Origin of the sequence: Pseudomonas sp. EA_35y_Pfl2_R5 (assembly GCF_963970805.1) — a bacterium.
Classification (GTDB): Bacteria; Pseudomonadota; Gammaproteobacteria; order Pseudomonadales; family Pseudomonadaceae; genus Aquipseudomonas.
Window position 1 is genome coordinate 677,701 of the sequence record NZ_CAXAOW010000001.1, and the last position, 25,981, is coordinate 703,681.

Below are 25,981 nucleotides of genomic sequence, written 5' to 3' on the forward strand. Positions count from 1 at the left end.
ATCGTTTCGGCGTGTGCAGCCTGAACATTTTGTGACCGGCCGTGGGTGAGACAGTCAGCGCAATCGCATTGCCCGTTCTCAGCTAAAATTCTTCAGCGTCACTCGCCTAGCAGGCGGGCCGTGCTCACTCTGAGCCTTGGCGCACCTTGCAGTTAATTGAGGCGCCAGGATGCACCGTCTGTTCAACCTTCCCTTGCTGGCTGCACTGCTCTGCTTTGCGCTGGGCAGTGCCCAGGCGCATGCCCAGCTGCCACTGCTGGTACTCAGCAGCGAGCAGCTCAAGCAGCCGGTGGAGGTTTCTGCCAGCTTGGTGCTGGAAGACCCCAGCGGCAATTTGACCGCTGCCGAGGTGCAGCAGCGTATCGCCAGCGAGGGCCAGCGGGTTGATGGCGTGCCGCGCCTGGGTTATTCAGCCAGCGCCTGGTGGCTGGCGTTTCGCCTCGATGCGCCGGTGGCCGAGCGCCTCGACCTGATCATTGATCGGCCCTTTCTCGACGATATCGAAGTCTGGTTGTATGACCGCGAACGGCTGATCTCGCCCTTTTACAGCGGTGATCATCGCGATTTCCTCCAGCGCGGCGCGCCATCGCCACACTTTCTACTCAACCTGCCGCGCCTCGGCGAAGGGCCACACACGTTGTTGTTGCGCGTACAAAGCGGCTCGGCGGTGAGTGTGCCGATGCAATTGGTGGCGGCCGAACAAAGCCCGTTACTGCTGGCCGAACACTGGATGCGTAGTGGCCTGCTGCTCGGTGCGTTGCTTAGCCTGACGCTATTCTTTCTGGTGAAGTACAGCGCCCTGCGTGAGAGGCCGCTGGTGTGGTTCTGCCTGACGGTGGCCAGCGTGGCGCTATACAACGCCAGCCTGCATGGTGTTACCAGCCTGTTATGGCCGCATTGGGTCTGGCTGTCGGCCCAGTTGGCCAATCTGGCCAACCCCGGCATGCTGATCTTCAGCAGTCTGTTTCTCGCCAGCTCGCTGAAGCTTGACCTGGGCCGTGTGCGCCACCTGCGCAACGCGCTGTTTGCCGCGACCCTGCTGGTGTGCGGGTGGACAATTGTCAGCTACGGCCACTTCCGCTCCTATCAGACGCTGAACGTGCTGATCCTGCTCAACGGTGCGTTCCAGCTGTTGCTGTTGATCCTCGGCGTGCGCCAGCGCCGGCCTTACGCCATTGGCTACCTGCTGTGCTGGAGCTCGGCGCTGCTGCTGATGCTGCTGGTGCCGCTGGGGCGCAGCGGGGTGATTCCGCTACCGCCGGCCTTCAATTACATGCACGCCTACCTGCCGGTACTGAGCATGCTGTTGTTTGGCGGCATCCTCGACAAACAGCTGGAGCAGATCCGCCGCGCCCTGCTGCACAGCAAGGCCCAGGCACTGGGCAATTTGCAGCAATATCAGGCGCTGTTCAGCAGCAGCGGTGAGGGGATTTTCCGCTGCACCCGCAGCGGCGCGTTGATCGAAACCAACCCGAGTTTTGCCGCCTTGCTCGGACTTAATCCCGGCAGCACCGAGCTGTCCATGCAGCAACTACTGGGCGCCGAGCCATGGGCTGAGCAGGTAGCGCAACTGCACAACGAGCAGCCGGCAATCAGCCAGGAATGCCAGATATACGGGCGCGACGGACAGAGCCACTGGGTTTACCTGTCACTGCATCTGCGCCCGACACAGGATTGCATCGAAGGCATCGTGGTTGACCTCAGCGAACGCCGCGCCTTGGAAGAGCGGCTGCAATACCTGGCGGCGCATGACTCGCTGACTGGTCTGCTCAACCGCCGCGAGCTGGAGCGCCTGCTGCGTGAAAGCCTCAAGGATCACGGCACGCCGCGCTACAGCCATCTGCTGTGTCTGGACCTGGATCAGTTCAAGCAGGTCAACGACCTCTGCGGGCATTCGGCGGGCGATCAGCTGCTGCGCCAGCTGTCCAGCCACCTGTTGCACCAGCTGCCACGGCAGGCCGAGCTGGCACGCATTGGCGGCGATGAATTCGCCGTGCTGCTGCGTGACGTCAACAGCGAAGCCGCCCTGGAACATGCCGAAAGCCTGCGCCACTGTGTCGAGCAATTCATCTTCAGTTGGCAGGGTCGGCCGTTCCGCGTGCAGGCCAGCATCGGTCTGCTGAAGCTGGACAGCGGCGTCAGCGATTGGGAAACCGCGCTTAACTGGGCCGACAGCGCCAGCCAACTGGCCAAGCACCTGGGTCGCAATCGTGTGCAGCAATTCAACCCAGCCGATGGGGTGTTGCTGGAGCATCAGCGCCAGCTGCAATGGATCACCCGCTTGCGTGAGGCTATCGAGCTGGGTCACTTCGAGCTGTTCTATCAGCCGGTGATGGCGCTGCAGGGTGCCAGCGACGGTCTGCGTTATGAAGTGCTGCTGCGCTACCACGACCCGCGCAGCGGCGAGTGGGTCAGCCCCGGGCAGTTCCTCGGTGCGGCCGAGCGCTATGGCTTTCTCGGCGCCATCGACCGCTGGGTGGTGATGCGCCTGCTGCAATGGCTGGCCGACAACCCGCGGCATGTGCAGCAATTGGCTCAGGTGAACTTCAACTTGACTGGCAGCTCGCTGCTTAACGCGCACTTCCACGAGATGCTCCACAGCGAATTGCTGCGACACAACCTGCCTGCGCACAAGCTGTGTATCGAGGTGACCGAAATGGTTGCCCTGGGTGAACTGGGGGTGTCATCGCAATGGATCAAACAGCTGCGCAGCCTGGGCCTGAAAGTGGCGCTGGATGACTTCGGCAGCGGCTTCGCCTCCTACGCGTACCTGCGGCATTTGCCGCTGGATATCGTCAAGATCGATGGCAGTTTCATCAGCGGTATCGAGGCCGATCCGATCAATCAGGCGATGGTCGGATCGATGCAGCAGATTGCCAGCCAACTGGGCCTGAGTACCGTGGCCGAGTTCGTCGAAACCCAGGCCACTCTCGAATGCGTGCGCGCGCTGGGACTCGACTATGCCCAGGGTTACTGCATCGGCCATCCGCAGCCGCTGACGCAGCTGAGTGACAGTGCTCAGGATGACGTGCAGCTGCAGCTCGCCCTTGACCGTCGTTAATATTATTTACATCGCTATTACTGCGGCCATGGATAGTGGCTGGTTACGTGGATTCCACCCTAAGGTTACTTGCGCTTAGGTTGCACGCCGTCGCATCTGAAAATAATCATCTCGGAGCGCGTGCAGCTGGTTCCAACTGCGGTGCTCACTGCGTCCAGCATAGGGACAGCACGTACAATGGTGAATTGATTCGCGCCACCACATACACCACCAATGGTTGCGAGCGCATCACCTCTTGCTGAGCCACTCATGACCCCTGCGTTGCAGTAAGAAACATGCCCGGTTGGCTTGGCAACCTTGCCAGCATTCTCAAAGTGGCCGCGTAATTCGGAGGGCGTGAGCATTGTCGCGATAGCGCCGTCCGCCGTCATCCCTGCTTGTTCTTCTGGCGTGTATATATGGACGTTCTGGCTGCTGGCGCAGCCAGCAAGCGCGATGGCTGCAAATAGAACGATGACGAGTTTTTGTACTTGCATTGTGCTTTCCTTCTGTTTGAAGACTACGCGGATATAACGCTTCAATGGGCGAACGGGTACGTCATCTATAAGCGCGCATCAGCGCACGCTTTCGGCATAACTGCATGCGAAATAATAGAGACCGCAGTTGGTCGTAGGCTTTTCACAATTGCGCAGTGCCGTCTCTTCCGCATCCCTCAGCGTCGGCCTCTGTCTGTATCAGCAGGACTAACAGCAGAGGCAGATGGGCGGACAGTTTTTTCATGGCATCAACATCCAAATAGTTGACCGCGCGAATCATAACTACGAGCGAACGCACTTCCCGCTGAGCGCTTGACTGCGCCAGCGCTCAGCGGGAAACCCAAGTAATCAGCAGCGCCCTGCCGCTTGCAGCAGGGCGTTGCAGGTGCTGCCGGAACTGTTGTTACGTTGTCCGCTGGCTGCTGGCGTACCTGTCATAGGCGTGCAGATAGCGTCCGAATGCGGCGTCATGCCAAAGCTCATGGCCTTCTGGAAGCCGGTGGCCGAGTACATGTAGCAGCGGTAGGTGCCGCCGTCCTTGGTGTTGACGTTGTAGTTGATGCGCCCGCCGGTTTCCTCGGTGCGCTCAGTGATGGTGAACTGCCCGGTGGGTTGGCCGATGGCCTGGGCCGTACGTTGCTCCAGACCGCTTTGGTTGATGGTGGCGGCGCAGCCGGACAGTAGTAAAACAGTGGTCAAGGCGGTGATTGGGCGAAGGTACATGGCAAGCTCCAATGTTTTTTTGGGGTGCAACAAAGGGACGGACCAGCAGGTCCGGGTGGTGAAAATCGTCAGTTAGGGCGAGCTAGGCAGGCGTTGATCAGGCCCCTAACGGCGGGGCATCGGGCTTGCGCGCCACGATAAACACCCGCCAGTCTTTGCCCTTGCTGCCATGGCGCTCGACGGAAAGGATTTGCAGACCTTGCTCGGTCATGGCGGCCTGTAACTGGCTGGCGTCGAAACACAAAACAGGCGGCGCTTTGCCGATGGCGCGCATCAGCGGTAGGGCCAGCTTGGGGATCAGTGGGTTCATCTCATTCAGGCACGGCGTCTTCGAGATCAATAAGCCGCCTGGTTTCAAGGCATTGATGGCTGAACTCAGCGCCTGCGGCAGATCTGTCACGAGATGCAGCATGTTGAACGCCAGCACAGCATCGTAGGTACCCTGCTCGGCCGCCGGTGCGTCGGCGTCGGCCAGCCTGAAGTGCAGTTGCGGCATGGGTTGGCTGGCGAGCTTCTGGCATGCGATGGCAATCATCTGCTCGGATACATCGCTAGCCACTAGCCGCCGCGTAGCTGGAGCCAGACGCAGTGCGGTAGTGCCCGAGCCACAACCGATTTCCAACACATCATGTTCCTTAGACAGCAAGGCTTGTACGCGCCGCAACGTCCGCTCATAACCCGCCAGATCCGCAATCGGATCGTTCGCGTATTTACGCGCAATCCGGTTCCAGAAACGCGCCTTGTCCGCCATGGCAGCCGGTGTTGCAGCTGCAGCGCAATGTTCACTGGTAGAGGTGATGGGTGTGTGCATGGGGCGCGTCCTGTGCATGGATGTAAGGCGAAAGCCAACACAGTGCGGATGCTATCCTTGCGAATCACCACGGGGTATTGCGATAAATTGCAGACAACATATGCATTTACGTATGGATAAGGTCGACTGGAACCAGTTGCGTGCCTTTCTCGAGACGGCAGAGACCGGCTCGTTGTCAGCGGCCGCGCGTAAGCTGGGGCAGTCGCAACCGACCCTCAGCCGCCAGGTCGCAGCGCTGGAGCTGGCCCTGGGCGTGACGCTGTTTGAGCGGGTTGGCAAAGCCATGGCTTTGACCACCACAGGGCGGGAGCTGTTGGGCCATGCCCGCGTGATGGGCGCGGCGGCGCACGAGCTGGGCCTGGCCGCAACCGGGCGCTCGGAAGAGGTCGAGGGTGTGGTATCCGTGGCCACCAGCGACGCGGTGGCAGCGTACTTGATGCCGAAGATCCTCCTGCAGATCCGCCAGGCCGCACCCGGCATCCAGGTCGAGGTGGTCGCTTCGGACGGTTTCAGTGACCTGCTGCGGCGTGAGGCCGACATTGCCATCCGCCATGTGCGCCCAGAACAACCGGAGCTGATTGGTCGCTTGGTGCGGCAGAGTTCTGCCTGTTTTTATGCGTCCGAAAGCTGGGTTCGCGAGCATGGCGTGCCGCGTACCGCTGAGGAGGCGGTACAACACGACTTTATTGGGCTGGACCGCGCCGGCCATTACCTGCATCACCTGCACGCCGTGGGTCTGCTGCTGAGCAGCGCGAACTTTCGCAGCTATGCAGACAACTCCGTTACCTACTGGGAAATGGTCCGTCAGGGATTGGGCATCGGCGCAATCATGGAGGAGATCGCGCGGGAAACGCCGGGCATGGTTCGCGTGCTGGAGGATGTTGCCCCCTTTCAGCTGCCGATCTGGCTTGTCACCCACCGCGAGCTGCGTACTGCACGGCGTATCCGCATCGTCTTCGATCTGCTGGCCGAGATACTGGCCTGAGCAGTTCGTGGTGCGCGGCTGAATAGGCGCTTGAATGCCTAACGCAAAAGACCCGCCGAAGCGGGTCTTTTTATTGCTGTGTTAACGCTGCGGGCTTAGGCCAGCTCGGCGAAGCACTCGGCGATGATCGCCAGGCCCTTGTCGAGCAGCGCATCTTCGGCGGTCAGCGGTACCAGTACGCGCAACACGTTGCCGTAGGTGCCGCAGGACAGCAGGATCAGGCCCTTGTCGCGCGCCTTGGCCACCACAGCGGCGGTCAGTGCGGCGTTTGGCTTGTGCAGGTCGCCGCCTTCGAACAGCTCGACGGCGATCATCGCACCGAGGGCGCGCACGTCACCGATGGCCTTGTGCTTGGTCTGGATGGCTTTGAGGCCCGTGACCAGGCGCTCGCCAACCGCTTTGCAGCGATCCAGCAGCTGCTCTTCCTCGAACACTTGCATCACGGCCAGGGCTGCGGCGCAGGCAATCGGGCTGCCGGCGTAGGTGCCGCCCAGGCCGCCTGGAGCGATGGCGTCCATATATTCAGCCTTGCCGCACACACCGGCCACCGGGAAACCGCCGGCGATGGATTTGGCAAAGGTGGTCAGGTCGGCAGCGACGCCCATCTGTTCCATAGCGAAGAAGGTGCCGGTACGGCCCGCGCCGGTCTGCACTTCGTCGGCGATCAGCAGGATGCCGTGCTGATCACACAGCGCGCGTAGGCGCTGCATAAAGTCTTTCGGCGCGACGTAGAAACCGCCCTCGCCCTGCACCGGCTCGATGATGATTGCGGCGATATCGCGCGGCTCGGCGTCATTCTTGAAGATGCGTTCGATGCTGGCGATTGCGTCATCCGTGCTGACGCCGTGCAGTTCACACGGGTACTGCGCGCGGAAGATACCGCCGGGCATCAGGCCCATGCCGGCCGAGTAAGGTACGACTTTACCGGTCAGACCCAGGGTCATCATGGTGCGACCGTGGTAGCCGCCGGTGAAGGCAATCACGCCAGCACGGCCAGTGGCGGCACGGGCGATCTTCACCGCGTTTTCCACGGCTTCGGAGCCAGTGGTCACCAGCAGGGTCTTCTTGGCGAAGTTACCCGGCACCTTGGCGTTGACCTTCTCGCACAGCTCGACGTAAGGCTCGTACGCCAGCACCTGGAAGCAGGTGTGGGTCAGCTTGGTCAGCTGTTCCTGCACGGCAGCAATCACTTTCGGGTGCAGGTGGCCGGTGTTGAGCACCGCGATGCCGCCGGCGAAGTCGATAAACTCACGGCCTTCAACGTCGGTTACGGTGGCGTTCTCTGCGCGGTCGGCGAAGATTGGGTGGATCTGGCCCACGCCGCGCGGAACGGCAGCGGTGCGGCGTTGCATCAAGGATTCGTTGGTCTTGCTCATGATGTCCTCATTCGCCGGTTAATCTCGGCGTGGTTCAAGGATGTGTCACCGGCGGCGGCTTGGCAGTATTCGATGATCGACTGTCACAGCACGCCCGGCCACAAGGTATGTCCATATAAAAGCCGAAGGCGCAGCGCTCTCGTGCGTCTTCGGCGGGGTTACTGCTACTTCGCCAGGATTAGATACCCAGGCAGAGGTATTTGATTTCCAGGTAATCCTCAATGCCGTACTTCGAACCTTCGCGGCCGAGGCCCGAGGCTTTCATGCCGCCGAACGGCGCCACTTCATTGGAGATCAACCCGGTGTTAACGCCGACCATACCGTATTCCAGAGCTTCCGCCACACGGAACACGCGACCCAGGTCACGGGCATAGAAATACGAGGCCAGACCGAACTCGGTGTCGTTGGACATGGCGATCACGTCGGCTTCGTCCTTGAAGCGGAACAGCGGTGCTAGCGGGCCGAAGGTTTCTTCCTTGGCCACGGCGGCGGTCGATGGCACGTCGAGCAGAATGGTCGGCTCGAAGAAGCTGCCGCCCAGTGCGTGCGGCTTGCCGCCGGTGAGCAGGCGCGCGCCTTTGCTCAGGGCGTCGGCGATGTGTTCCTGCACTTTTGCCACGGCCTTGTCGTCGATCAGCGGACCGGTGGTGGTGCCTTCGTCCAGACCGTTGCCGATCTGCAGCTTGGCCACAGCGGCGGCCAGCTTCTCGGCGAAGGCGTCGTAAACACCGTCCTGAATGTACAGGCGGTTGGCGCACACGCAGGTCTGGCCGTTGTTGCGGTATTTGGAGATCAGCGCGCCTTCGACGGCTTTATCCAGATCGGCATCGTCGAACACGATAAACGGCGCGTTACCGCCCAGTTCCAGCGAGACCTTCTTGATGTCCTTGGCGCATTCGGCCATCAGCTGGCGACCGATTTCGGTGGAGCCGGTGAAGCTCAGCTTGCGCACGATCGGGTTGCTGGTCAGCTCGCTGCCGATATCGCCAGCGCTGCCGGTAACCACGCTCAGCACGCCTTTCGGAATGCCAGCACGCTCGGCCAGAGCAACCAGGGCCAGGGCGGAGAATGGTGTCTGCGAAGCCGGCTTGATCACCATGGTGCAACCGGCGGCCAGGGCCGGGCCAGCTTTACGGGTGATCATCGCCGCGGGGAAGTTCCACGGAGTGATGGCTGCAGTCACGCCGATCGGCTGCTTGATCACGATCAGGCGCTTGTCCGGCTGGTGGCCTGGGATCACGTCGCCATACACGCGTTTGGCTTCTTCGGCGAACCACTCGATAAAGGAAGCGGCGTAGACAATCTCGCCCTTGGCTTCGGCCAGCGGCTTGCCCTGCTCCAGCGTCATCAGGCGGCCGAGGTCGTCCTGGTTCTCGATCAGCAGCTCAAACCAGCGGCGCAGTTTGTTCGAGCGTTCCTTGGCGGTCAGGGCACGCCAGGCCGGCAGCGCACGGTCGGCGGCTTCGATGGCGCGACGGGTTTCCGCTGCGCCCATCTTTGGCACGCTGCCGATGATTTCGCCGGTGGCCGGGTTGTTTACCTTGATGGTCTGGCCGCTGTCGGCGTCCAGCCAAGTGCCGTCGATATAAGCCTGCTGACGGAACAGCTGGGTGTCTTTCAGTTGCATGGCAGTCTCCTAAATTCCGACACCCTGGTATCGGCACTTGCGCGTGGATGCGCCGCAAAGACGGCGCGCGTAGGTTCAGTGTGTACGTCCTTGCCACCGATGCATGCCTTGCGGATGACCAACATCCGGAATTGCACACAGTTTGAGCAGGAGCGTTTGAAATCTCAAACGAATCCTAGGGTCATGAGGGGTAAAGGGCAAGAGTCTGTTCGAAAAAATTAACGGAATATTGCGCTTATTCACCCGCCGTATATGGACTGACAGCTAATGAGCGAATACCGTTCAGAATTGCGCACAAGGAAGCAGCATGGACGCCCGCCAGCGAGATGCGTATGATTGCGCCCGCGCTGCACCAGTAGCTCAGCTGGATAGAGTACTGCCCTCCGAAGGCAGTGGTCGTGGGTTCGAATCCCGCCTGGTGCGCCACCTCCTTTCCCTTGCTTATCAAGGGGTTAGCGCTTCTGACAGAAACCTGTCCTAGTCCTGAAAGTCGTTTTTGCCACAAATTTGCCACACTTGAACGTGGCGGGAATGGTCGAAATGGCAACAATCAGGAATCGCGGCGAGTATCAGTGGGAAGCGCAAATCCGCCGTAAGGGCTATCCAGCCCAGCGCAAAACCTTCGAAACCAAAGCCGACGCCCAAGCCTGGGCCCGCATGATCGAAAGCGAAATCGACCGAGGCATTTTCGTCTCCCGCGTGGAAGCCGAACGCACCGCCTTTTATGAGTTGATCGACCGCTACATTTCCGAGGTCGCCCCGAAGCACAAAGGTGCCTATTCGGAAATCAAACGCCTCGAAGCGTTGAAGCGTAATCCACTGGCTACCCGAATCGTCGCCACCCTCACCTCTTCCGACTTCGCCCGCTACCGTGATGAGCGTTTGAAGATACGCAAGGGCAATACGGTTAAGCGCGAGCTGGCGCTATTTCAATGCGTGTTGGAAGTAGCGCGCCGCGAATGGGGTATTCACCTGGCCGAGAATCCGGTGCGCATGGTCAGCCGGCCGAGCTACAACGATGAGCGCTCCCGCCGCCTGGCCCCGGATGAAGAAGAGTATCTGCTGGCCGCCCTGGAGTATTTCGAGCGCCGCGCAGACGGGACCTACGCCGACGGCTCACACAATCCCTGGATACGCCCCATCGTGCAGCTTGCGCTGGAAACTGCCATGCGCCGTGGCGAGCTATTCCAGCTGCTGTGGAAGCATGTAAGCCTGGATCGCCGAACGGCCCACTTACCCTCCACCAAAAATGGCTTACCGAGAACGCTACCGCTCACGCCCAAAGCTGCGCAGTTGTTGAAGGACCTGCCCAGATCGCTTTGCGGACGAGTGTTCCCCACTACCGCTGATGCCCTTAAGAAGGCTTTTACGCGCGGTTTGGCAAGGGCACGAGCCCGATACCTAGATGATTGTGAAAAAGCACAGGTGACACCACAGGAGGACTTTCTGCTCGACCTGCGCTTCCATGACCTGCGCCACGAAGCGACCTGCCGTCTGGCTACAAAACTGCCCAACCTGATCGAGTTGGCCAGTGTGACCGGTCACCGGGAGGTCAACATGCTGAAGCGCTACTACAACATCACGGCGGAAGAGTTGGCGGCCAAACTAGCTTGATCGTTAGATATCCAGTTCCAGGGAGTGCGCGAGCTCCCTGGATTCACTACTTCGCTCTATAGCCCTCTTCGCCGTCAGTACGTCTTCACCGCGTTGCTGCTCGAAGGTTTGGAAGAAGCTCACCGCAATTAGTTCTCGGGGTAGCGAGTCGGCCGGCTGCCCCTTTTTCAGCTTACGTAGCAGCTGGCGTGCCGTTACCTGGGCTGCCTCCAATTGTAGGGAGCGGAAGAACAGGTCTTGCGCAATCCACATGCGGATCCAGTTGTTTGCTATCGCCCAAAAAATCATGCGTCGATAAGTCGGCCAAGTCATACGAGTTTCGCCACTCATGTAGCGCCGTAAGACTCTGCCGTCATGCGAGCTACGGATTCCAGAAATTGCCTGCTCGGACATCAGGCGCTCGAGAGCCACCATCGACAGCCCTGAGAACTTCAACAACCCGCTGAGCAAATAGACCGCTATCCCTCGCGGAGCACGTAAGACAAAATTTTTCCGCCCCTCTTCGAGATGCATGCGTATCTCTCGAATCACAAGATCGATTGCTTCGTCATCGGTGAGTTCGGATTCGGCGTGCATGTAATGATTCTTTAGCTAACACCTGCTCATGTCAAAAAGCTGTCCTAGGTGGCTCAGCTTCCTCTGGCGAAAACTGAATGCATCGAAATGCAATCAGGCGAAAGAGACAATGAGTGTCGATTACGAAACCATCCAGAAAATTCAGAAGCTCGGCGACGATGTGCTGATCGGTGTTGTGGAGGTAGCCGCGCTGACCGGCTTCAGCATCCTCACCGTTCGGCAACGAAAGCTGCCGGGACTTGACCCGATACCGGGCTTGTCGCGTCTCCGTTGGCGGCTGGGTGATTTACGGCAGTGGATGCGCTGCGGCCCTCAGAGCAAGGCAGCCATAGATACTGCAGCCACTGTGAACGATCCATCTCGGCCGGTCGGGCGACCTACCAAGAAATCGCAGGTGGAGGGGCGGAAATGACTCAGGATATTCAGGCCCCGGAACCGTCCGGAGTAGGACCCCAAAATGAGGATATGAAATTTGATCCTCATTGGTTCCACGTTTTCAAGTCCATGGTGGACAACGATCTTAGAACCCTCGGCCCATACGCTTTTGCCGTGTATTGCGTGATCAAATCGCATTGCAGGCTCGAAAGTGGCTTGGCTGAGCCTGGTATCGAGACAATTGCTAAGAAAGCGGGAATTAGCCCCAGGCAGGTGATCCGCGAGCTGAAAACGCTTCAGGAGCATGGCTATGTTAAAAAGACCCGGGTAAGGAAGCACAACGGCTATCGCCTGCAAGAGCGTCTTTCCGTGTTCGACCCGCTGGGCGAGAAAAAAGCAGTGGTCAAGCTGGAGTATCAGCCGGCCAAGATTCAAGAGCTGGTGAGGGAGCTCAAAGAGATGCTGCGCACTCAGCAGTTCGCGGGGACCAGCATTCACATCGAGAAGCTGCAAGTCATTCAGTGTGAGAACAACATCGACATCCAGGTTGGCGGACGGGAAGCACTACAGCAGTTGTCCCAGAGCAGCCCGAGTTTGCACCGCATACTCCTGTCGATCGGGAAGGCCATGAATAGGCCCGAATGCGACTAACTCATGTGACTGCCTGTCACCTGTCTGTGAGTCAGGTCAGAGGGTAGTTCAGGTGACTACCTGGCAGGGGAAACATCTGTACAGGTGCCGGAGAGTCACCCAAACAAGAAGAGAAATTTAAAGATGCATACGAGCCCACCGGCGCGGTCGGAGATGTCTGCCTTCTGCCGCCAATGCAGAGCCTTGCCGTCAGCAGGCAGATTTACTTGCTGGGCTTGTGGAAGTCGGGAGGACCATATCGGCGCCGTTTTGGTGTGCCCTCTCGTTTTCGCATCGCCTCGCGCAGCCTCTCAGCGTCCGCTTCGATAACCTCGGGCGGGGCCTCCCTGAGAATTTGGAGCAGGCGTTCACGATTCAGCCGCTTGGTTTCCAAGATCTCTTCGAAGCTGCTATCAGATTCACGGGGCTGGCTCATCGGAGCATTCCTCAGGAGTAGCTTGTTTGAAGACTAACATCCCTCCCCAACCTGCGCAGCGCAAAAGCCCAAAATCGTTCCTCTATTCATTCCCAGAAACGTTCCGCTAATAGTTCCCGTTGATATGTCTGAGGGCTCGTTCTCGACTACACCGATCTGTTCAATTTTCCGTGTGGAATGTATCTGCAATCTTGATTCGCTTTTTTCTCAAACTGTTCACCGGATTATCCACTCAAGCGGGGGATATACGCTGGACAAGGTAGGGTTTGCTATACCGCCGTAAACGGCGAAATAGCAATCTGTCGGCTGCAGTCGTTGCACTCCCTTCCCGACCTACCACCCTGCTCAGGGCAAGCCCCGAGACCCCAAAAGCGATGGCAGTCAGCGGCTGATTCTATGGCGAATTACCGTATAGTTGCGTCATAGACCATACCGCCGGCACAGCAAATTACTATGGACAAGAAGCGACTGTCAGAAACGGACATCATCACCAAGTTCATCCTCCCAGCCATCGAGCAATCCGGCTGGGATCCAATGACTCAGCTTCGCCAAGAGGTGAAGCTACGCGACGGTAAAGTCATCGTTCGTGGTCAGGTGGGTGCCCGTAAAACGGTTAAGTCGGCGGACATCGTGCTCTATCACAAGCTCAATATGCCGTTGGCGGTGATAGAGGCTAAGGCCAATAAGCACGAAATAGGCAAAGGCATGCAGCAGGGATTGGATTATGCCCGTCTGCTGGACGTGCCCTTTGTGTTTGCCAGTAACGGTGACGGCTTTGCCTTTCACGACAAAACTGCTGTCGACCAAGGCGGTGAGCTAGAGAGTGAAATCACCCTTGCCGACTTCCCTAGCCCCGAGGCTCTGTGGCAGAAATATTGTGCCTGGAAGGGCTTCACAGAAGACCAGCTGCCGCTCATTACCCAAGACTACTATGACGATGGCAGCGGCAAGTCTCCGCGCTACTACCAGCTGCAAGCTATTAACAAAACCATTGAAGCCGTATCGGCCGGGCAAGATCGCATTCTGCTGGTGATGGCCACCGGTACAGGCAAGACCTACACCGCCTTCCAGATAATTTGGCGTTTGTGGAAAGCCAAGGAGAAGAAACGCATCCTGTTCCTGGCCGACCGTAACATCCTTGTTGATCAAACCCGCCTCAATGACTTTCAGCCCTTTGGGCCAGCCATGACCAAAATCACTGGTCGTAAGGTGGATCCTGCCTACGAGATTCATCTGGCGCTCTACCAGGCGCTCACTGGCCCAGAAGAACACCAGAAGGCTTACAAGCAGGTTGATCGCGACTTCTTCGATCTGATCGTTATCGACGAATGCCACCGTGGTAGCGCTGCAGATGATAGTGCCTGGCGCGAGATCCTTGAGTACTTCGGTTCGGCCACCCAAATCGGCCTCACTGCCACGCCCAAAGAGACCGATGAAGTCTCCAACATCGATTACTTCAACGAGCCGGTTTACACCTACTCGCTCAAAGAAGGTATTGAGGATGGTTTCCTCGCCCCCTACAAAGTGGTGCGCGTGGATCTGGATGTCGATTTACAGGGCTGGAGGCCAACCAAGGGCCAGCTCGATCAAAATGGCGAGTTGATCAAAGATCGCATCTACAACCAGAAAGACTTCGACCGCGTCATGGTTATCGACGAGCGCACCCAGCTAGTGGCTGAAACCATTACAGCCTACCTCAAGCGCACCGATCCCATGGCCAAGACCATTGTGTTCTGTAACGACATCGATCATGCCGAGCGCATGCGCCGTGCGCTGGTCAACCTCAACAAAGATCAGGTCGCCAAGAACGACAAGTACGTGATGAAGATCACTGGCGACGATGAAATCGGCAAAGCTCAGCTGGATAATTTCATTAACCCAAAACGCGCCTACCCAGTTATCGCCACCACCTCAGAATTGATGACCACCGGCGTCGATGCCCAAACCTGCAAGCTGGTGGTGCTGGACCAAACCATCCAATCGATGACCAAATTCAAGCAGATCATTGGTCGCGGTACCCGCATTAACGACAAGTTCAATAAGCTCTGGTTTACCATTCTCGACTTCAAGAAGGCCACCGAACTCTTCGCCGATGAGCGTTTCGACGGCATCCCCGAGAAGGTCATGATCACTGATCCCAGCAAGATCATCGACCAAGATGACCCGAGCTTTGATGATGAGTTCAACGAAGACGACGATGAAGGCTGCCCAGATAACACCGCTGAGTCAGGCGAAGGCAGTATCGATGTCGGCACCAACATAGGTGACGGTGGTTCAGGTGGCGGTGAAGGTGAGCCCTACGTCAAATACCGCGTTAAAGGCGTCGCCGTTAATAAAATCGCCGAGCGTGTCCAGTATTACGACACCGACGGCAAGCTGGTGACCGAGTCGTTTAAGGATTACACCCGCAATGCAGTTACCAGGCACTTTGCCTCGCTGGATGACTTTGTTCACAAATGGAAAGACAGTGAGCGCAAGCAGGCGGTGATTGACGAATTGGCCGCCGAGGGTGTGATCTGGCAGGCATTGGAGGATGAAGTCGGTAAGGATATGGATCCTTTCGATCTCATTTGCCACATAGCCTACGACCAGCCTCCGCTCACCCGCAAAGAGCGCGCCGAGAATGTCAAAAAGCGCAACTACTTCGCTAAGTATTCGGAGGTTGCCCAGACCGTACTCAACGTACTGGTTGAGCAGTACGCCGATGCTGGCATCAGTCAGCTAGAGCAAGCCGGTTTTGCCGAGCTCAAGGTGCCAAAACTGAAAGTCTTGGGTAACCCCATGCAAATTGTCCAAAATGAATTCGGCGGTAAGCCTCAATATAAACAGGCTTTGAGCGAGTTAGAAGAACAGCTCTATACAACCGATAAAATTGCGTAAAACACCGTTTATGTTAGTCGTGACAAGCGCAGTCGCCATCACAAAGCGCGCCTCCGTCTAGCGTTAATTGCTAAAGAGAAAATCATGTCCGTCAGTTCTGTAATAAAATCTATTCAAGACATTATGCGAAAAGACGCTGGCGTCGATGGCGATGCCCAACGCTTGGGCCAGATGTCCTGGTTGTTGTTCCTTAAAATATTCGATGGCCAGGAACAACAGCTTGAATTCGAACATGATAATTATCGCCACCCAATTCCAGAGAAATACCTTTGGCGCAATTGGGCCGCTGACGACCAAGGCATTACTGGCGATGCATTGCTTGCGTTTATAAATGAAGATCTTTTCCCCACACTCAAGAACCTCACTGTATCCATCGATAAAAATCCCCGAGGCTTTGTCGCCAAAGAAGCCTTTAGTGATGCCTTCAACTATATGAAGAACGGCACGCTATTGCGTCAGATAATAAACAAGCTCAACGAAATCGACTTTACAGATTCGAAAGAGCGGCACTTGTTCGGAGATATCTACGAGCAAATCCTGAAGGACCTTCAGAGTGCCGGTAACGCGGGTGAATTTTACACCCCGCGGGCCGTTACCCGCTTTATCGTACAAATGATCGATCCGAAACTGGGCGAGACTATTTTTGATCCCGCTTGCGGTACTGGCGGCTTCCTTGCCTGCGCGTTTGATCATATTGAGCAAAACTACGTCACCACGGCCGAAGACCAGCAAACGCTGCAGGGGCAGATACGTGGCGTCGAGAAAAAGCAGCTACCACACCTGCTGTGTACTACCAACATGTTGTTGCATGGTATCGAAGTACCTGTACAGATCAAACATGGCAACACCCTCAACAAGCCTCTCTCCAGTTGGGCCTCGGATATCGATGTCATAGTTACTAACCCGCCATTCGGCGGTACTGAAGAAGACGGCATAGAGAAAAACTTCCCTGCCGAAATGCAAACCCGCGAAACTGCAGATCTTTTCCTTCAGCTGATTGTTGAAGTACTGAAAGATAAGGGCCGTGCTGCCGTGGTACTGCCAGACGGCACCCTGTTTGGTGAGGGCGTAAAAACAAAAATCAAAAAAATGCTGCTCGACGAGTGCAACCTGCACACCATTGTACGTCTACCGAACTCCGTGTTCGCGCCATACACCAGCATTAAGACCAACATTCTGTTTTTTGAAAAGGGTCAGCCGACTAAAAATATTTGGTACTACGAAGTGCCACTGCCTGCAGGCGTTAAAGCCTTTAACAAAACCAAACCCATGAAGCTGGAAGACTTTAACAATTGCGCCGCCTGGTGGGGCGAAGGCGATACCCCGCAAAAAAAGATGGCCCGCAACAATCGCCAAGCCAATGAGCAGTCATGGCGTGTGAGCCTTGAGGAAATTGTCGCGCGCAACTACAACCTCGATATCAAAAACCCTCATCAAGAAGAACAAGTCAGCCACGATCCAGACGTGCTGCTGGCCGAGTACCACGAGCAGCAAGTGGGTATTCAAGCACTGCGTGATCAGCTCAAAGCCATTTTGTCCGAAGCGTTGTCTGGCAACACAGAAGGCCAGCAGTAATGGGTGTTGAACAACTGATTACCGAGAATATTGACCTCTGGACCTCTGTCATCAAAGCCAAGGCTACTCAGGGTCGTGGTAGTAACAAGAAACGCGAACTCTATGGGACCAAAAAACTGCGCGAGCTGATTCTGGAGCTGGCTGTGCGCGGCAAGCTGGTACCGCAAGATCCGAACGATGAGCCCGCGTCTGTATTGCTGGAGCGCATCGCGTCGGAGAAACAGCGGTTGGTGAAGCAGACGATGATCAAAAAGTCTAAAAAGCAGGCTGAGATTGTTGCCGGTGAACTACCGTTTACTTTGCCTACTGGATGGGCATGGGCTCGTCTTCAGGATATTACTCGCTATATCCAACGCGGCATGGGGCCTCAATACGATGAGTTTGGAACTGTTCGAGTTGTTTCCCAAAAGTGTGTGCAATGGTCTGGCTTTGATTTAGAAACCTCACGTTACGTTGCCAATGAGAGTCTAGGGAAATACCAAGAAGAGCGCTTCTTGCAAGCAGGGGATCTTCTTTGGAATTCAACAGGTACAGGAACAGTCGGCCGTATTGTTGAGCTCGGCGGGATACCTGCTAAAGCCTTAGTGGCAGATTCTCATGTGACGGTTGTTCGGCCTCTCGAAGTTCTAAGTGGGTTTTTAAAAATCTACATCGCAGCACCGGGGATACAAAGTCGAATTAACTCAGACCATAAAAGGTCATTAGTCTCTGGGTCAACAAATCAAGTCGAATTAAATACTAGTGCAATAGAAACATTAGAGGTTCCTGTTCCTCCTAAATCGGAACAGCATCGCATAGTCGCAAAAGTTGATGAGTTAATTTCTCTCTGCGATCAGGTAGAGCAAGAATCCGAAATCAGTCTGGATTATCATCAGCTGTTGGTTGAGACATTGCTGGAGTCATTAGTTGCAGTCAGAGACTCCAGTGAATTCAGCGAAAATTGGAAGCGGCTAAGTAAAAACTTCGACGTTCTATTTACCACCGACTACGCAGTCGAACAGCTAAAGAAAACCATCCTGCAATTAGCTGTTATGGGGAAACTTGTTCCGCAAGACCAAAATGATGAACCAGCTGGCCAATTGCTACAGCGCATCGTTGCTGAAAAAAATAAATTAACTAAAGACAAAAAAATCAAAAATCAAAAAAATCTACGTGAAATTACTGACGAAGAGAAGTCGTTTCAGCTGCCTGCAGGCTGGGGCTGGTGCCGTTTTGGTCAAATCATTTATGATCTAAAATATGGAACTTCAAATAAGTCTGACTATTTATTTGAAGGAGCGCCAGTACTCAGAATTCCAAACATTGTAAAAGGTTATTTAGATTCGAAAGACTTAAAGTTTTCACCATTAGAAAAGAGAGCTTTAGATGAATTGAGGCTAGAAAAAGGGGATATATTAATAATTAGATCCAACGGTAGTGTATCGATTGTTGGGACGGCGGCAGTTGTTGACGAGAAGCACGCTGGATATGCATATGCGGGCTACTTAGTCAGAGCCAGGCTAAATACAAGCCTTTATAGCCCTGAGTTCATAAGGTTGGTTCTCTCTTCAAAAACAATAAGAGACCAGATAGAGTTTCCAATTCGAACTACAAGCGGCGTAAAAAATATTAATAGCACTGAGATTAGCAATCTATTAATGCCGTCTGTTCCTCGAAACGAGCAAGACCGAATAGTTAGTAAGGTCAATGAAATATGGGCTCTCTGTGACCAGCTAAAATCGCAGTTAAGCGAAATTCAAACAACGCAATTGCATATGGCTGACGCCGTGGCTCATGAGATTATTGGTAAACCGGTAAAGAGTATAGACGGCATGGACACTGATACAAGAATCATGAAAGTCACGACGATACTCTCACTCAATCATGAAGATTTTGCGAGTGATGCGGTTATTGCACCAATTATTTTTGAGTTAGGTGGTTCGGCTGATGCGAAGGATGTATGGAGTAAAACAAAACTTAGTCTCCCTGCTTTTTATGCGCAGTTAAAAATAGAGATCGATGCCCAGTATATTGCTCGGCCAGCACGCGCGGATTTTTAAGAGGTATAGAATAAGTGAAGTTAAAGGAGCTAACGATACCCGGTCACAAAGGGTTTATTAACTTTAGAACAACGTTTGACGAGAAATCGCCAATCACCACGATAATTGGTCAGAACGGTGTCGGAAAATCAAATCTTATTGAAATAATTGTCTGCATTTTTAGAGCAATCGATCTAGGTGAGTCGACTGATTTTAGCTACACCATTATTTATGAATGTCGTGGTCATGATATTCAGGTTAGGTTTGATTCTGAAGATAAATCTAAAAGCTCAGTTTTGATAAATGGTGAAAAGAAGTCGTTAGCATTTCTTAAAAGTAATGCTAACGAATACCTTCCCTTGAATATCTTCACCTATTACTCCGGCACCAATGAGCGGGTTGAGCAGCTATTTGTAAAGCATCAGACACGATTTTATGATGCCCTTACCAAGGGGGATGACCAACTCATTCGGCGGTTTTTCTATTGTCGTGATGTCCACAGCTTCTTTGTGCTGCTCGCCTTCTTGGTAGATGATGACCCCTCCTGCAAGCAGCTTTTGGAGCAGTTGCATATAGCCTCGTTGGACTCGGTACTCTTCTGCCTGAAAAAACCATATTGGTACAAAGGTAAGCCTTCTGATGTTATGCGTGAGGAGGGTGACCCAAGATTCTGGTACTCACGTGGTGTGGTTAAAGACTTTCTCGATAAACTATGGCACTACGCTATTGCTCCGATTGATAACACAGAACGGAAGGTGGTTGACTTTCGAGGTCGCTCAGAAAACCAGGATCGTCTATACTTATTTTTGCCAGATGATAGCGCGCTAAAAGGCTTGGCTTCAAATTATTCAGATACCGCATCGTTATTTAAAAATATTGAAAGCACTTATATCGCAGATCTGCTTGAAGATGTTCAAGTAACAGTAAAGTTGACCGACGGTAAGAAATTGACCTTCTCAGCTCTTTCTGAAGGTGAGCGCCAGTTATTAACTGTATTAGGTTTGATGAAGTTCACTAGGGATGATGAATCTTTGTTCCTGCTAGATGAGCCGGATACTCACTTAAATCCTCGGTGGAAGTTAAGCTATTTTGATCAAATCGAGAAAATCTTAGATCACAAGATTGAAGGTAGTAATCTTAGCGCCTGGCAAACCAGTCAGGTGGTCTTGACTACCCATGACCCGATAATGCTGACCTCGCTGTATGCCGAACAGATCCGAGTACTAACGGAAAGCCAAGAGCTCGGGAAGCAATCTGTAGTGCCCGAGGAAGACCCCATTAATATGGGTGTTGAGGCGATTATTCAGTCTGGGCTTTATGGTATTCGTACGAGTCTTGATAAAGAAATACAGAAAAAGATCGACTTGAGAAATAGGCTACTATCCATGCAGGCTGATGGAACTAGCCCATCTGAAGAGCTGATCAGTTTAAATATCGAGTTAGACAACCTTGGTTTATCACAGGCGCATCCAAATCCCTATTTTTCAAATTTCGCCAAAGCTATGAGCCGCAACCCAAAATTCAGACGGCCTGATTTTAGCACTGACGAATATGATGAAATTCAAAGCTTGTCGGATAGCATTCTCAGTGACTCTATTTCTGCGGGTGCGAACAAATGATTCTCATAGAAATACCCCGCGAAGTACCTGAGGAAATAGAAAACTGGAAATCCAGAGCATTAGAGATAACTAAAGACATATTGAAAGCTGCCACATTAGAGGAAAAACATATTCTAATTGATCGCTATAAGGACCATTGGCGTAATGATGCTTTAATAAAGTTTCTGTCTGATATTTCTTTTGAAAAATGCTGGTATACTGAGACGAAGTTTGGTGGTGACTACCAAGAAGTCGAGCATTATCGTCCCAAAAAAGCCACGAAAAACATAGATGGCTCTGGGCATGTAAATCATACTGGATATTACTGGCTGGCCTTTGAAATATCTAACTATCGACTTTGTAAATCACGGCCGAATAGAAAGAAAGGAACATTCTTCCCAATTGTAAACGAGCGGTGCCGGGCGATCATTGCATCTGACCCCTGGCAAGATGAAATTCCATTTTTCCTAGACCCGCTAAAATCTAGTGATGTGTTGTTGCTTAGTTTTGATGATACCGGTAAACCTGTACCAGAAGATTTTATCGGTGATGATGACCTTCAGCGGGTCAGTTTTACGATTGAAAAATACTACCTTGATGAGCGAGTTTTAAACACTAGGCGTCAGCAGAAGTGGCTGACGGTAAGGGAGTTATACAATAGCTATTTAAATGCGCTCAAAGATGCAAACACAACGAAGAGTGTTGCGCAAAGAGAATATGCTGAAAGTGAATTAAAAAAGCTGCAAGCTTTGCTTAGGCGAGACGCCGAGTTTTCATCAGTTGCGAAAGCATCACTCTTGAAAACGGGTGAACCGATGGCAATGAAAATTGCAAGCAGCATTTGAGAGAGATTAATCTCTAGTATATTTAATAATCTTCGTGACTTGCGTATGGCGCGTTCCGTAAAACTGCATTAAGCAGGGGCACTCAATCAATCATACCCGAAGCAGGCTGTCGCAAATGAACAACGCATGGATGATCCGCGCCGGACGCGGAGGAGTTTACATAGAAGATTTTGAGAGGGGTTACGCCGCTATTGGCTGGTCACAGCTGGGCGATTTAACCCAATACGCTACGGGCGACAGTCTGCGCCAAAAGTACATAGAGGTTTACGGCAACGATAAACCTTCGGCCACCGCCAATGCGGTCGCTATGATTCTCAAGTTCCGTGATCAGATCACCGCTGGTGATCACATCGTTAGCTATAACCCAGAAGCGCGGGAATACCTGCTGGGTATTGATCAGGGCGAGTACCTGTACCAGCCTGATACCGTTGGCGACTATGCCAACCTGCGCAAGGTTGAGTGGTTGGGTAAAGTCAGCCGGGATCAGCTACCACAGAAAGCGAAAAACTCCCTTGGCTCAACCCTGACGCTGTTCTCCATAAGTCAGGAAATCATCGACGTGTTTACAGCTGTGCTGGAGGGCAAAGCTCCCAGTCTCCTGGTCAATGAGACAGATGCAGTTGAAACTGAAGTGGAGCAGTTAAAAGATGAAACTGTGGCCCAAAGCCATGAGCTCATTAAAGACAAAGTCGTCGCTCTGCTACCTGACGAGATGGAAGAATTGGTAGCAAGTATCCTCCGCGCAATGGGCTACAAAGCCAAGGTCTCACCCAAGGGGCCAGATCGCGGGGTAGACGTTATCGCCTCGCCCGATGGATTAGGCCTGACCCAGCCGCGCATAAAGGCCGAAGTAAAACACCGCAACGGTTCGATGGGGGCTCCCGCGATTCGTAGCTTTATCGGTGCCCTACGTGAAGGTGACTCGGGCTTGTTCATCAGTACCGGCGGTTTCACTCGTGAGGCCCGCTATGAGGCCGAACGATCTAGCATTCCGCTCACCTTGGTCGACCTGGACGATTTGGCCGACCTGATCGTAAGCCATTACGAGAGCTTCGATCTGGAAGGGCGTGCACTGGTGCCGCTGGTAAGGATCTACTGGCCGGTGAGTTAAATAGGACGCCAGTCAGAATTGCCACAAATTTGCCACACTCGCCCCGCTAAACGGAGCGAAAACCCGCTAACACCCGCTACGGCAACCCTTTGATTTTCCAGCTAATCAGCGCTAACGTATTGATTCTAAACGTCGACTTTTAGGGCTCCGAAGGCAGGGGTCGTGGGTTCGAATCCCGCCTGGTGCGCCACCTTACTAAAGCAAAAAGCCCCGGATGAAAATCCGGGGCTTTTTGCGTTTCAGGGTTTGTTCACTGCAATCCCAATCGTTTGGCCAGGCGGATCAGGTTGGCGCGGTCGATGCCCAGTTCGCGGGCGGCGGCAGCCCATTTGTTCTGGTGGCGCTCCAGCGCCTGGCTGATCAGCTGTTTCTGGTAGGCGTCGATGGCTTCGCGTAGCGGCAGTTCGCTGTGTGGCTCTGCTGCGCTTTGCAGTGCAGGCGCTGCTGTTGGCTGACTGGTCGGCAAGTCTAGGTGCGCATTGTTGATGCTGAGTATCCGCGGCCGCTCGTTACAACCGGCGAGGGCCTTGAGGGCGGCGCGGCCGATCAGGTGTTCGAGTTCGCGCACGTTGCCCGGCCAGTTGTAGGCCAGCAGGCTGGCTTGAGCGTCGGCGGTCAGGCGTAGGCTGCGCAGCCCCAGGCGGGCGCGGTTTTCTTCGAGGAAGTAGCCGGCCAATAGCAGTACATCGCGGCCGCGTTCACGCAGCGCCGGGACTTTCAGCGGGTAGACGCTGAGGCGGTGATAGAGGTCGGCGCGAAAGCGCCCGGCGCGTACTTCCTCGGCGAGGTCACGGTTGCTGGCGGCCAGTACGCGCACGTTGACCCGCTGTTCCTGATCGGCACCGACCCGTTGCAGTTGGCCGCTCTGCAGCACGCGCAGTAGCTTGGCTTGCGCGGCCAGCGGCAGTTCGCCGATTTCATCGAGAAACAGGCTGCCGCCGTCGGCCAGTTCGAACTTGCCGCGACGCTCGTTATGCGCGCCGGTAAAGGCGCCGCGCACGTGGCCAAACAGTTCGCTTTCCACCAGGTTGTCCGGCAGGGCCGCGCAGTTGAGGCTGATCAGTGGTTTGGCTGCGCGGGGCGAGGCCGCGTGCAGGGCTTCGGCGACCAGCTCCTTGCCGACCCCGGTTTCACCGCTGATCAGCACGCTCAGTTCGCTGTTGCCGACCAGCGCGATTTCCTCCTGCAGGCGCTTGTGCACAGCGCTCTGGCCGATCAGTTCACGCGGCCGTTGCTGGCCGGCGGCCTGTTTGTAGGCTTCGGCCAACTGGTGCTGATCCTCGGCGCGTTGCAGCAGTGCGTTGATCCGTTCGCTGGCCATCACGGTAGCAGCGGCCAGGCTGGCGAAAGCCTGCAGGTTGTCGAGATCGACGCGGCCGAAGCTCGCCGGATCCAGCGAATCGAGGGTTAGCAGGCCCCAGGGTTGGTCCTGCACATACAGCGGGCAGCCGAGGCAGTCGTGTACGGGCAGGTGACCGCGATGGCCATCGACCAGGCCGTCGTAGGGGTCGGGCATCTCGCAATCGGTGGCAAAGCGGGTCGGCCCGCGTTGCGCCAGCAGCGCCTGCAGACGCGGGTGTTCGTCGAGCTTGAAACGCCGGCCAAGGGTGTCGGCGCTCAGGCCTTCAACGGCCAGCGGAATCAGCATGTCACCGTCGAGCTTGAGTAGCGCCACTGCGTCGCACGGCAGCAGCTGCTTGAGCGCTTGTAGCAGGCGGCGATAGCGCTCAGCTTCCGGCAACTCGCGGGACAAGTCGGCGACCAGGGGAATCAGCGTAGTAAGCAGCGGGTTTGCTGTCATAAGGACACGCTAGCTGTCATTAAGACTCGTAATGTCTGTTGTCATAAAGACACTGTCACTTATAAGTGTATGATTAATATAAATAAAATAATTGGCACGTTTCCTGTAATAGTCAGAGTGATATGAACCAGACCGCTGCGCAAGTACAGCGTGTCGACTTGACGAGGAAGCCTTGCATGCTAACCAGCGACCAAACCGCCCTGATCAAAGCCACCGTACCGCTGCTGGAAAGCGGTGGCGAGGCCCTAACCCGGCACTTCTACCAGATGATGCTCAGCGAGTACCCCGAGGTGCGCGCCTTGTTCAACCAGGCGCACCAGGCCAGCGGGGGCCAACAGCGTGCGCTGGCCAATGCGGTGCTGATGTATGCGCGGCATATCGACCGGCTGGAGGCGTTGGGGCCTCTAGTAGGACAGATCGTCAACAAGCATGTGTCGCTGCAGATCCTGCCGGAGCATTACCCGATTGTCGGCAGCTGCCTGCTGCGGGCGATTCGTGAAGTGCTCGGTGCCGAGATCGCTACCGATGCGGTGATCGAAGCTTGGGCTGTAGCGTATGGGCAACTGGCGGACATCCTTATTGGTGCCGAAGAGGCTGCTTATAGCGCCAACGCCATGGCCGAGGGTGGCTGGCGTGGGGCGCGCAGCTTCCGCCTGAGCCGCAAGGTGCAGGAGGGCGAGGAGATCGTTTCGTTGTACCTGGTGCCGGCCGACGGCGGAGCGCTGGCGGCCTTCCAGCCGGGCCAATACATCGGTCTGCGCCTGCTGCTGGATGGCGGCGAGCAGCGTCGCAACTACTCGCTGTCGGCCCTGAGCAATGGCCGCGAGTACCGCATCAGCGTCAAGCGTGAGGTGGGTGGCAAGGTCTCCAATTACCTGCATGACCAACTGCAGGTCGGCGACAGCCTGGAGCTGTTCGCCCCGGCTGGGAATTTCGTACTGCGCGACTCCAACAAGCCGCTGGTGCTGATCACTGCCGGCGTCGGCATCACTCCGGCGTTGAGCATGCTAGAGGCGGCGCGCGACACGGGCCGTGATATCCACTTTATCCACTGCGCCCGTCACGCCGGCGTGCATGCCTTCCGTGACTGGGTAGAGGCGCAACGCGCTGAGCGTCCGCAGCTGCGTCATTACGTGTGTTACAGCGAGCCGCGTACGGGCGATATGGCCGATGCCGAGGGCTTGCTTAGCCTGGAGCTGTTGGCTGAATGGCTGCCCGAGCAGCGCGATCTGGATGCCTACTTCCTGGGGCCCAAGCCTTTTATGGCGCAGGTCAAACGGCATCTGCACAGCCTTGGTGTGCCGGCGGCGCAGAGCCATTACGAGTTCTTTGGTCCGGCCAGCGCGCTGGATAGTTGAAACAATGGCCTAGCAGTCGTTGAAACGTAGGCGAGGCAGGCAAGACAAGGCAAAAACGGCCGAGGAAGCGGAGTTTACTGGCTGTAAATGAGCATTCCGAGGCCG

At 55.3% G+C, this 25,981-nt stretch carries 20 protein-coding genes and 1 tRNA gene; 13 read left to right on the forward strand and 8 right to left on the reverse strand.

Features of this window, described 5'->3' with window-relative positions; all coding sequences use genetic code 11:
- The first annotated feature begins 169 nt into the window (after positions 1-169).
- Complete coding sequence (locus tag AACX99_RS03055) at positions 170-3,061, forward strand: EAL domain-containing protein (RefSeq protein WP_339409390.1); 2,892 nt, start codon at positions 170-172, stop codon at positions 3,059-3,061.
- A gap of 65 nt (positions 3,062-3,126) precedes the next feature.
- Here AACX99_RS03055 and AACX99_RS03060 read toward each other — a convergent pair whose 3' ends face one another.
- From AACX99_RS03060 to AACX99_RS03070, 3 genes are all read right to left on the reverse strand, one after another.
- Positions 3,127-3,537 carry a hypothetical protein gene (locus AACX99_RS03060; protein ID WP_339409391.1) on the reverse strand — a complete coding sequence of 137 codons (411 nt, stop codon included), beginning with the start codon at positions 3,535-3,537 and terminating at the stop codon, positions 3,127-3,129.
- 348 nt (positions 3,538-3,885) lie between these two features.
- Positions 3,886-4,260 carry a hypothetical protein gene (locus AACX99_RS03065; RefSeq protein ID WP_339409392.1) on the reverse strand — a complete coding sequence of 125 codons (375 nt, stop codon included), beginning with the start codon at positions 4,258-4,260 and terminating at the stop codon, positions 3,886-3,888.
- 97 nt (positions 4,261-4,357) lie between these two features.
- Positions 4,358-5,071, reverse strand: coding sequence for a class I SAM-dependent methyltransferase (locus tag AACX99_RS03070; RefSeq protein ID WP_339409393.1), 714 nt, complete (start codon positions 5,069-5,071; stop codon positions 4,358-4,360).
- 100 nt (positions 5,072-5,171) lie between these two features.
- Here AACX99_RS03070 and AACX99_RS03075 point away from each other — a divergent pair, with 100 nt between their 5' ends.
- Positions 5,172-6,056: a LysR family transcriptional regulator gene (locus AACX99_RS03075; RefSeq protein WP_339409394.1), complete on the forward strand. Its 885-nt coding sequence runs from the start codon at positions 5,172-5,174 to the stop codon at positions 6,054-6,056.
- A 95-nt stretch (positions 6,057-6,151) separates the two neighbouring features.
- On the opposite strand, the gene gabT is transcribed toward AACX99_RS03075, so the two are convergent.
- Both gabT and gabD read right to left on the reverse strand, forming a co-directional pair.
- The gene (gabT, locus tag AACX99_RS03080) at positions 6,152-7,432 is read right to left on the reverse strand and encodes a 4-aminobutyrate--2-oxoglutarate transaminase (RefSeq protein ID WP_339409395.1); all 1,281 of its coding nucleotides are present in this window, start codon (positions 7,430-7,432) and stop codon (positions 6,152-6,154) included.
- Positions 7,433-7,610: 178 nt separating this feature from the next.
- Positions 7,611-9,059, reverse strand: coding sequence for an NADP-dependent succinate-semialdehyde dehydrogenase (gene gabD, locus AACX99_RS03085; RefSeq protein ID WP_339409396.1), 1,449 nt, complete (start codon positions 9,057-9,059; stop codon positions 7,611-7,613).
- Between the two features lie 349 nt (positions 9,060-9,408).
- Between gabD and AACX99_RS03090 the strand changes: the two genes are divergently transcribed.
- Together AACX99_RS03090 and AACX99_RS03095 are read left to right on the forward strand one after the other, a co-directional pair.
- A tRNA-Arg gene (locus AACX99_RS03090) sits at positions 9,409-9,485 on the forward strand.
- Between the two features lie 105 nt (positions 9,486-9,590).
- Complete coding sequence (locus AACX99_RS03095; RefSeq protein ID WP_339409397.1) at positions 9,591-10,673, forward strand: site-specific integrase; 1,083 nt, start codon at positions 9,591-9,593, stop codon at positions 10,671-10,673.
- A 3-nt stretch (positions 10,674-10,676) separates the two neighbouring features.
- On the opposite strand, the gene AACX99_RS03100 is transcribed toward AACX99_RS03095, so the two are convergent.
- Entirely contained in the window at positions 10,677-11,249 is a 573-nt protein-coding gene (locus tag AACX99_RS03100; RefSeq protein WP_339409399.1) for a hypothetical protein, read from the reverse strand.
- 109 nt (positions 11,250-11,358) lie between these two features.
- On the opposite strand from AACX99_RS03100, the gene AACX99_RS03105 reads away from it, so the two are divergent.
- Positions 11,359-11,661, forward strand: a complete 303-nt coding sequence (locus tag AACX99_RS03105; protein ID WP_339409401.1) for a hypothetical protein — start codon at positions 11,359-11,361, stop codon at positions 11,659-11,661.
- Positions 11,658-12,275: a helix-turn-helix domain-containing protein gene (locus AACX99_RS03110; RefSeq protein ID WP_339409402.1), complete on the forward strand. Its 618-nt coding sequence runs from the start codon at positions 11,658-11,660 to the stop codon at positions 12,273-12,275. The genes AACX99_RS03105 and AACX99_RS03110 overlap by 4 nt, the downstream gene beginning before the upstream one ends.
- A gap of 202 nt (positions 12,276-12,477) precedes the next feature.
- On the opposite strand, the gene AACX99_RS03115 is transcribed toward AACX99_RS03110, so the two are convergent.
- A complete protein-coding gene (locus tag AACX99_RS03115) occupies positions 12,478-12,690 on the reverse strand; it encodes a hypothetical protein (protein ID WP_339409404.1) in 213 nt (70 codons plus the stop codon).
- Between the two features lie 453 nt (positions 12,691-13,143).
- Between AACX99_RS03115 and hsdR the strand changes: the two genes are divergently transcribed.
- The 6 genes from hsdR (at position 13,144) to AACX99_RS03145 (ending at position 22,717) form a co-directional block, all read left to right on the forward strand.
- The gene (gene hsdR / locus AACX99_RS03120) at positions 13,144-15,570 is read left to right on the forward strand and encodes an EcoAI/FtnUII family type I restriction enzme subunit R (RefSeq protein ID WP_339409405.1); all 2,427 of its coding nucleotides are present in this window, start codon (positions 13,144-13,146) and stop codon (positions 15,568-15,570) included.
- Positions 15,571-15,654: 84 nt separating this feature from the next.
- Positions 15,655-17,145 (forward strand): class I SAM-dependent DNA methyltransferase, encoded by a 1,491-nt coding sequence (locus AACX99_RS03125; protein ID WP_339409407.1) that lies wholly within the window; start codon positions 15,655-15,657, stop codon positions 17,143-17,145.
- The gene (locus tag AACX99_RS03130) at positions 17,145-19,184 is read left to right on the forward strand and encodes a restriction endonuclease subunit S (protein WP_339409408.1); all 2,040 of its coding nucleotides are present in this window, start codon (positions 17,145-17,147) and stop codon (positions 19,182-19,184) included. The genes AACX99_RS03125 and AACX99_RS03130 overlap by 1 nt, the downstream gene beginning before the upstream one ends.
- A 14-nt stretch (positions 19,185-19,198) precedes the next feature.
- Positions 19,199-20,782, forward strand: coding sequence for an AAA family ATPase (locus AACX99_RS03135; protein ID WP_339409409.1), 1,584 nt, complete (start codon positions 19,199-19,201; stop codon positions 20,780-20,782).
- Positions 20,779-21,606, forward strand: coding sequence for a hypothetical protein (locus tag AACX99_RS03140; RefSeq protein WP_339409410.1), 828 nt, complete (start codon positions 20,779-20,781; stop codon positions 21,604-21,606). Before AACX99_RS03135 ends, AACX99_RS03140 begins: the two co-directional genes overlap by 4 nt.
- A gap of 115 nt (positions 21,607-21,721) precedes the next feature.
- Entirely contained in the window at positions 21,722-22,717 is a 996-nt protein-coding gene (locus AACX99_RS03145) for a restriction endonuclease (protein WP_339409411.1), read from the forward strand.
- A gap of 250 nt (positions 22,718-22,967) precedes the next feature.
- Here AACX99_RS03145 and norR read toward each other — a convergent pair whose 3' ends face one another.
- Positions 22,968-24,518: a nitric oxide reductase transcriptional regulator NorR gene (norR, locus tag AACX99_RS03150; protein ID WP_339409413.1), complete on the reverse strand. Its 1,551-nt coding sequence runs from the start codon at positions 24,516-24,518 to the stop codon at positions 22,968-22,970.
- Positions 24,519-24,694: 176 nt separating this feature from the next.
- On the opposite strand from norR, the gene hmpA reads away from it, so the two are divergent.
- Positions 24,695-25,876, forward strand: a complete 1,182-nt coding sequence (gene hmpA, locus AACX99_RS03155; protein WP_339409415.1) for an NO-inducible flavohemoprotein — start codon at positions 24,695-24,697, stop codon at positions 25,874-25,876.
- Positions 25,877-25,981: the final 105 nt, after the last annotated feature.